6 protein-coding genes are annotated in these 6,970 nt (G+C 61.5%); all 6 read right to left on the minus strand.

Annotated features, from left to right (window positions below):
- Positions 1-82: 82 nt before the first annotated feature.
- Genes lpxB through bamA form a run of 6 tightly spaced genes read right to left on the minus strand, consistent with a single transcriptional unit; the run spans position 83 to position 6,867 of the window.
- The gene (lpxB, locus tag VGO04_RS02760) at positions 83-1,258 is read right to left on the minus strand and encodes a lipid-A-disaccharide synthase (RefSeq protein WP_327494434.1); all 1,176 of its coding nucleotides are present in this window, start codon (positions 1,256-1,258) and stop codon (positions 83-85) included.
- The gene (locus VGO04_RS02765; protein ID WP_327494435.1) at positions 1,255-2,142 is read right to left on the minus strand and encodes an LpxI family protein; all 888 of its coding nucleotides are present in this window, start codon (positions 2,140-2,142) and stop codon (positions 1,255-1,257) included. The genes lpxB and VGO04_RS02765 overlap by 4 nt, the downstream gene beginning before the upstream one ends.
- 5 nt (positions 2,143-2,147) lie before the next feature.
- Positions 2,148-2,963 (minus strand): acyl-ACP--UDP-N-acetylglucosamine O-acyltransferase, encoded by an 816-nt coding sequence (gene lpxA, locus VGO04_RS02770; protein ID WP_327494440.1) that lies wholly within the window; start codon positions 2,961-2,963, stop codon positions 2,148-2,150.
- Complete coding sequence (gene fabZ / locus VGO04_RS02775) at positions 2,960-3,424, minus strand: 3-hydroxyacyl-ACP dehydratase FabZ (protein WP_327494437.1); 465 nt, start codon at positions 3,422-3,424, stop codon at positions 2,960-2,962. The genes lpxA and fabZ overlap by 4 nt, the downstream gene beginning before the upstream one ends.
- The gene (lpxD, locus tag VGO04_RS02780) at positions 3,417-4,484 is read right to left on the minus strand and encodes a UDP-3-O-(3-hydroxymyristoyl)glucosamine N-acyltransferase (protein ID WP_327494438.1); all 1,068 of its coding nucleotides are present in this window, start codon (positions 4,482-4,484) and stop codon (positions 3,417-3,419) included. Before lpxD ends, fabZ begins: the two co-directional genes overlap by 8 nt.
- Before the next feature lie 46 nt (positions 4,485-4,530).
- Entirely contained in the window at positions 4,531-6,867 is a 2,337-nt protein-coding gene (gene bamA / locus VGO04_RS02785) for an outer membrane protein assembly factor BamA (RefSeq protein WP_327494439.1), read from the minus strand.
- Between the last annotated feature and the right edge of the window lie 103 nt (positions 6,868-6,970).

Here is a 6,970-nt window from a genome sequence, read left to right on the forward strand (position 1 = left end):
CCCTTGCGCGTCTGAAAGGACGCACGGTGCTGGAGAGCGGCATCAAAAACCGCAGAGGCGCACGGAGCCGGCGCGGCGGGGCTTATCTCGTTTTCTTTTCGAGATAGCCAAGAACGATCTCGGCTGCCATCTCACCGGGCGGCCGGCTTGTCGCCATGCGTTGCTGCACCAGGGCATAACCGTCGAGCATCGAGGCACGCTGGGCCGTCATGCCGGACAACCGCTCCACCCAACGCGTGAGCGCGCCGGGCCGGATGGACTCACCGAAATACTCGGGAACGATCGGAAAATCCGCGATCAGGTTGGGAAGTGCGCCGCTCCAGATGCGAATGCGTTTGTGCAGGAACTTCACCAGGAAATCCGGATCATAGGTCGAGACAACAGGCACGCCGGCCAGCGCCAGTTCCAGGATGACTGTGCCCGAGGCAGCAATCGCAGCATCGGAGCGATCGAACGCCGCCCACTTCTCCGCGGTTCCGACGCTAATCTCCGGCCGGATAGGCCAGGATGCCGTGATCTCCCGCACCAACTTCTCCTGCCGCGCCACAGTCGGCAACAGGAAGCGAATGCCCGGATGGCGGCTTGCAAGCTCCTCGACGAGAACCCCGAAAATCGGCAACAGCCGACCGACCTCGCTTGAGCGCGAGCCCGGCAGAAGCAAGCACGTGGACAGGCGGCCGTCATCGCCACCACCGAGACGCTGCTGGCGGCTTGCGCGAACAGCAAGCACACTGGCATCGCTTGCGAGGCGGTGGCCGACATAGGTCGTCGGCGGCCCTTGCAGCTTTTCCATTGCCTCCGGCTCGAACGGCAGGACCGCCAGAACATGGTCGACATAGCCGCGCATGCGCGGCGCCCGCTCCGGTTTCCAGGCCCAGACGCTTGGGCAGACATAATTGATGACCGGAAGGTCCGGCAGCACTGCGCGAACCTTGCGCGCCACGCGATGGGTGAAATCGGGGCTGTCGATAATCAAGAGCGCGTCCGGGCGTGACGCAATGATTGCCTTTGCCGTCTGGCGGATGCGCATGATCAACTTGGGCAGGCGCGCCAGCACCTGGGTAAAGCCCATGATCGACAGCTCGGAATAGTCGAAAAGAGAGCGAAGGCCTTCGGCCTCCAGGGCTTCGCCGCCAACACCGACAAGCTCGATGCCGCGACCGCTTTGCGCTCGCAACGCACGCACCAGATCGGCCCCCAGCAAGTCGCCGGACACCTCGCCGGCGATAACCGCAAGCTTGTAGGTCGCCGCACTCATCGTCCCACTCCTGAGGAAGCGCGCTCGACGCCCATCACGAAGAGCCCGGCCCGGTCTGCGATTTCGATTGCCTCAGCGCGCTCAAGGACCAGAGCTCGGCCGGCTTCGACGGCAATGCCCGCGAGCCCGGCCCGCCTCGCGAGTTCGACCGTCGACGGTCCTATCGACGGCAGATCCGCACGGAGATCCTGGCCGGGCTTGCAAAGCTTGACGAGGACACCCCGCCGGCGGGACGAAACACGTCCCTCAGCCTTCAACGCGGCAACCCGCTCCAGCATGGCATCCGTGCCCTCTGCCCCTTCCAATGCCACGACGCGCCCGCCAACGGCCACAGCGCCCTGCCCCACATCGAGCGTGCCGAGCGCATTGGCAGCGGCGATGCCGACCTCGATGTCGCGACGGTCATCACCGTCGGGTGTCACCGCGCCGATCGGCCCCGGCTCTGCAAGAAGATTGGGAACGACTTCATGCACACCGATCACATGGGCACCGCTTGCCTCGATCAGTTGCATCGCCATGCGCAAGACCGCGTCATCGCCGCCAGACACCAGCGTCTTCAGTACAGATGGTATTTTTGCAAGGGTTCGGAACGTCGGGCGAATGTCGCGCCATTCGGGCCGGCGCCGGACCCAGCCGGACAAGACGACGCGGTCGATCCCTTCGTCGCGAAACGTGCGGCTGATGTTGGCAAAGTCGCCGATCGCCAGCACCGAGTGATCGAAATCGACCCAATCGGTCTCGTCGGCTTCGCGCGAGAGCGCGATGACATAGGGATCCTCACCGCGGGCCCGTACCGCTTCGGCAACGTGGTGCGGAAGGGCGCCACCGCCTGCAATGATTGCGAGCCGGCCGCCGGACACTGCGCGGCTCGCGGCATTGGCCATCACGCTCAGGCCTTGCCGCGCGTCGGCGACGAGAGCGCCCTGTCGCTTTCAGTTCCGATGAAATCGAGGATCTCGATCACCGGTGCACAGTCGGCATAGTCTTCGCGAATGGCAGCCGCATTGGCGCGGATCGACTCAGGCCCGTCGAAGATCTGCTTGTAGGCGCGGCGAACCACGTGGATGGTGGCGCGATCGATGCCCGCCCGCGTCATGCCGACAACGTTCAGACCGCTGAGCAGGCCGGGATTTCCGTTGAGCATGCCATAGGGGATCACGTCATAGCTGACCGCAGAAAGGCCGCCGACAAAGGCCTGACGGCCCACGCGCGTAAACTGATGAACGGCACAGCCGCCGCCGAGAATGACGCGATCTTCGACCGTCACATGGCCGGCCAGCATCACATTGTTCGAAAGAATGATGTTGTTGCCAAGCCGGCAATCGTGCGCCACATGCGAATTCGCGAGAAAGAGATTGTTGTCGCCGACGACCGTCTGGCCGCCATGCTCAACCGTTCCCGTGTTCATCGTCACGCCTTCGCGGATCGTGCAATTCGTGCCGATCAGCAACTCGGTGTCGACGGCACTATGATGCACGCTCTGCGAATCACCGCCGATCACGGCATTCGGAAAAATCTTCGTTCCCTTGCCGACGGTCGTGCGACCGGTCACCACGACATGGCTCAGGAGCTCGGTATCGTCGCCCAGAACGACTTTCGGCCCGATGTAGCAGAACGGGCCAATCTTGACGTTCTCGCCGATCACAGCCCCGCTCTCGACGACCGAGGACGGGTGGATCTTCGCTGATGCTGCAATCATGTTCAGGCGTCTTCCTTGCTGACGATCATCGCGCCGATATCAGCTTCCGCGACAAGTTGCCCGTCAACTTTTGCATCACAGTGAAATTTCCAGATATTGCCGCGCTGCTTCTGCTTCACGACATGGAATTCCACGCGGTCGCCGGGCACGACAGGCTTGCGGAAACGCGCATTGTCGATGGTCATGAAGTAGACGAGGTTCGTTCCTGTCCCGACCTTGCGAGCACAGATCGCGCCAGCCGTCTGTGCCATGCCCTCGACGAGCAAAACGCCAGGCATGATCGGCTGCTCGGGAAAGTGACCGGTGAAATGCGGTTCGTTTGCCGAGACATTCTTGATGCCGATCGCCGAATTGTCGCCGTCGATCTCGATGATGCGATCGACGAGCAGAAATGGATAACGATGCGGGAGCAGTTTCAGGATTTCCTGAATGTCCGCCGTACCGAGAACCGTTGCCGCCTCATTCATTCGTATCGCCCTTCTTCTTTTTCTGTCTTTCGCCTGCCCGCATGGCCATTTCCGCAACGTCGCGCAGGAAATCGCGCATCGGGCGCGCTGGAATACCACCGTACCGCTCGCCAGCGGGCACATCGGCGGCGACGCCGCTCATGGCCGCGATCTGCACGCCGTCACCGATCGTGATGTGGCCGTTGACGCCACTGCCACCACCGATCATCACGCCATCGCCGATCTTCGTGCTGCCGGCAATGCCGACCTGGCTGACGATGCCGCAAAAGCGGCCGATCCGTACGTTGTGACCGATCTGGACGAGATTGTCGATCTTGGTGCCCTCGCCGATCACCGTATCGTCCATCGTGCCGCGGTCGATCGTCGTGTTTGCGCCGATCTCGACATGGTCCTGGATGATAACGCGCCCGACTTGGACGATTTTGATCATCCCGCCCTTCGGGCCCGGCGCATAGCCGAAACCATCCTGGCCGATGCGCGCGCCCGGATGAATGATGACGCTGTTGCCGACGAGCGCACAAAGCACGCTCGCGCCGGCAGCAATCGTGCAATCGCGGCCGATGCGCACGCCCGGGCCGATCACGGCGCCAGCCGCGATACGGGTGCCGCTTCCGATTTCGGCTCCGGCGCCGACGACAGCCAGCGGCTCGACCTCGACATCGTCTTCCAGACGGGCGGTCGGATCCACGAATGCACCCGGTGCGATGCCCTTGAGGCTCGTATTGCGGGCCGGACGCATCGCAATCTCGTGCAACAGCGTTCCGGCAAGGGCAAAGGCCGTATGCGGACGCGCGCTCAAGAGAACCGGGACGTGGGAAGGCACAAGAGGAGAAATTGTCTTGTCGCAGATGATCGCTGACGCTTGACAGGTTTCAAGCTCAGCACGGCTCTTGCGCGACAGCATATAGCAGACGTCGCCGGGCTTGGCCCGGTAAACAGGCGCTACAGAGCGGACAGCGCGGTCTGCGACCGCGACATCCACCAACTCCGCCCCAATTTGATCCGCCAAGTCACCCAGGCGAATCCCTTCATGGGGCGGAAAAAACCAGTTCTGTTCCATGGACACTCCAGAACGATCTTTTCTGGCAGTTCTGGACTGCTTCTTATCAGAACGACGACGAAATACCGAACTTCAGGTTCTGTACCTTGTCGAAATCTTCCTTGGCAACCGGCCAGGCGTAGTCGACACGCAGCGGACCGAACGGCGAAGCCCAGATCAAGCCGATACCAACGGACGCACGCAGCGAGGCATCGTTGCCCTGCACCGATTCGCCGGGAGCCGTCAGAGCGACCTTGTTGCTGTAGAGCGTACCGGCGTCAGCGAAGACCGCACCACGGAAGCCGCTGTCACGCGGAATCCCCGGAAGCGGGAACGTCGCTTCGGCCGAAGCCGTGAAGTACGTCGTGCCGCCGAGCGCGTCGCCGGACCGCGCTTCGCGCGGACCGATACCGTTGCGTTCAAAGCCGCGAATATCGCTGCTGCCGAGCTGGAACTGGTCGAAGACCTGCAGATCGCTACCGGTTTCGAAGATATGGCCGGCGCTACCGCCGAGCGAAGCGATGATGTCCGCTTCGTCGTTGACGGTGTAGTACCACTTGGCCTTACCGGTCATCTTGTAGAAATCGGAGTCGCCGCCAAGGCCAGCAAACTCGTGCGTGAAGGTCGCCAGGATACCGTCGTGCGGCAGCTGCGCATCATCAAGCGTGTTGTAAGTGATCGACTGCGATACCGACGAGCGAACCCAGTCACCGCCGTCAATCGCACGAATATACGGCGACGACAGCTTCGAGCGGTCACCGCTGTAGTCGAACTGCGTGAAGTTGTAACGCAACGTCGTCGACAGATTCTCGGTGATCGGCGCAGTCACGCGCAGGCTAAAGCCCTGATCTTCGTAGCTGTAGTTATCGTCGTCGAAATCGTTCTCGTTCTTGAAGACGTCAAAGCCGGCAGCCAGACGGTAGCCAAGGAAATACGGCTCGGTGAACGAAACGTTATAGGTGCGGCTCTCGTCGCCGCGGCCTGCGGCAACGCGGATGTACTGGCCACGACCCAGGAAGTTCTTCTCCTCGATCGACGCTTCGACGAGGAAGCCGCCACCGCTGCCTGCCGAGTAGCCGGCGCCGATACCGAACGAACCGGTCGACTGGTCCTGCACGTCGACGATCACGACGACGCGGTCAGCAGCACTTCCGGGAGCCGTCGAAATGTTGACGCTCGAGAAGTAACCAAGAGCCTCTAGACGGCGCTTGGCGCGGGCAACCATTTCCTGGTTGAAGGCGTCACCTTCACCCATGTCGAACTCGCGGCGGATAACGTAATCGCGCGTACGGGTGTTGCCGCGGATTTCGATACGCTCGACGTAGGCGCGCTCGCCCTGGTCGACGAGATAATCGACTGCAATCGTGTGGTTGCCGAGATCGCGGTTGCCGCGCGGCGTTACGCGTGCAAACGGGTAACCAGCCGAAGCGACACGCTTCGAGATCTCGCTCATCGTCGCCTGCACGTCCTTGGCCTTGTAGACCGAGCCTTCGCGGCTGAGCACGAGACCCTTCAGCTCTTCGGCATTGACGCCTTCAACCGTCGATTCGACGTTGACGGCACCGAAATCATACCGCGGACCTTCTTCGACGGTGATGTTCACCGTGTACTCATTGGTCGCCTCATTGAGGGTCGCTTCCGACGAAACGACCTGGAAGTCGGCATAACCACGGTTGTAATAGAACTGGCGCAGCAGCTCTTCGTCCGCGCGCAACTTGTCAGGATTGTAGACGTCCTTGCGGGTAATGAACGAGAAGATACCCGATTCCTTCGTCGCGATGACCGACTGCAGACGGCCATCGCTGTAGGCTTCGTTGCCCACGAAATTGATCTGGGAGATCTTGGTACGCTCGCCTTCATTGATGACGAAAGCAAGGTTCACACGACCTTCGGCGACCGGAACGACCTGCGTCGTCACCGTCACGTCGCCGCGACCGATGGCAGCATAGGCGTCCTTGATCGACTGGATATCGGTTTCGACGGTCGCTTCGCTGTAGGGACCGAGCGGCTGCGTACGTACGACGCCCTGCAGCTTGTCGTCCTTGATCTTGCGGTTGCCGTTGAAGACGACCTGGTTGACGAGCTGATTCTCGCTGACGGTCACGACCAGCGTACCGCCGGAAACGTTGATGCTGACGTCGGAGAAGTAGCCGGTGGCGTACAGGCGCTTTACGGAAGCGTCGATGTCGGTGTTGCTGAAGCTCTTGCCCGGAACGATCGTGATGTTCGCACGAACCGTCTCAGCGCTGACGCGCGTTGCGCCGCGCACATCGACACGGCTGATGGTGGCAGCCTCTGCAACCGACGTACCTGCGACCAAACCAACACCAGCACCGGAAACAACAATGCTCGTTGACAGCGCAGCAGCCGACACCGCGTTCAAAAACCTTGAACCAGCTTTCATGTTCAAATCTTACCTTTTCCAAACGTCGCGCGGCAATTTCGTGCCGACTCCGGTCACGGTTGCCGTTTTAACCGCTTTTCCCATACAAGCAAGCCAGCTCGTT

The organism is Ensifer sp. (assembly GCF_035999185.1).
Classification (GTDB): Bacteria; Pseudomonadota; Alphaproteobacteria; order Rhizobiales; family Rhizobiaceae; genus Ensifer.

Excerpts from the sequence above, each read along its gene's own strand:
- lpxB (WP_327494434.1), bottom strand. The coding sequence starts at position 1,258 with ATGAGTGCGGCGACCTACAAGCTTGCGGTTATCGCCGGCGAGGTGTCC.
- VGO04_RS02765 (WP_327494435.1), bottom strand. The coding sequence starts at position 2,142 with ATGGCCAATGCCGCGAGCCGCGCAGTGTCCGGCGGCCGGCTCGCAATC.
- fabZ (WP_327494437.1), bottom strand. The coding sequence starts at position 3,424 with ATGAATGAGGCGGCAACGGTTCTCGGTACGGCGGACATTCAGGAAATC.
- lpxD (WP_327494438.1), bottom strand. The coding sequence starts at position 4,484 with ATGGAACAGAACTGGTTTTTTCCGCCCCATGAAGGGATTCGCCTGGGT.
- bamA (WP_327494439.1), bottom strand. The coding sequence starts at position 6,867 with ATGAAAGCTGGTTCAAGGTTTTTGAACGCGGTGTCGGCTGCTGCGCTG.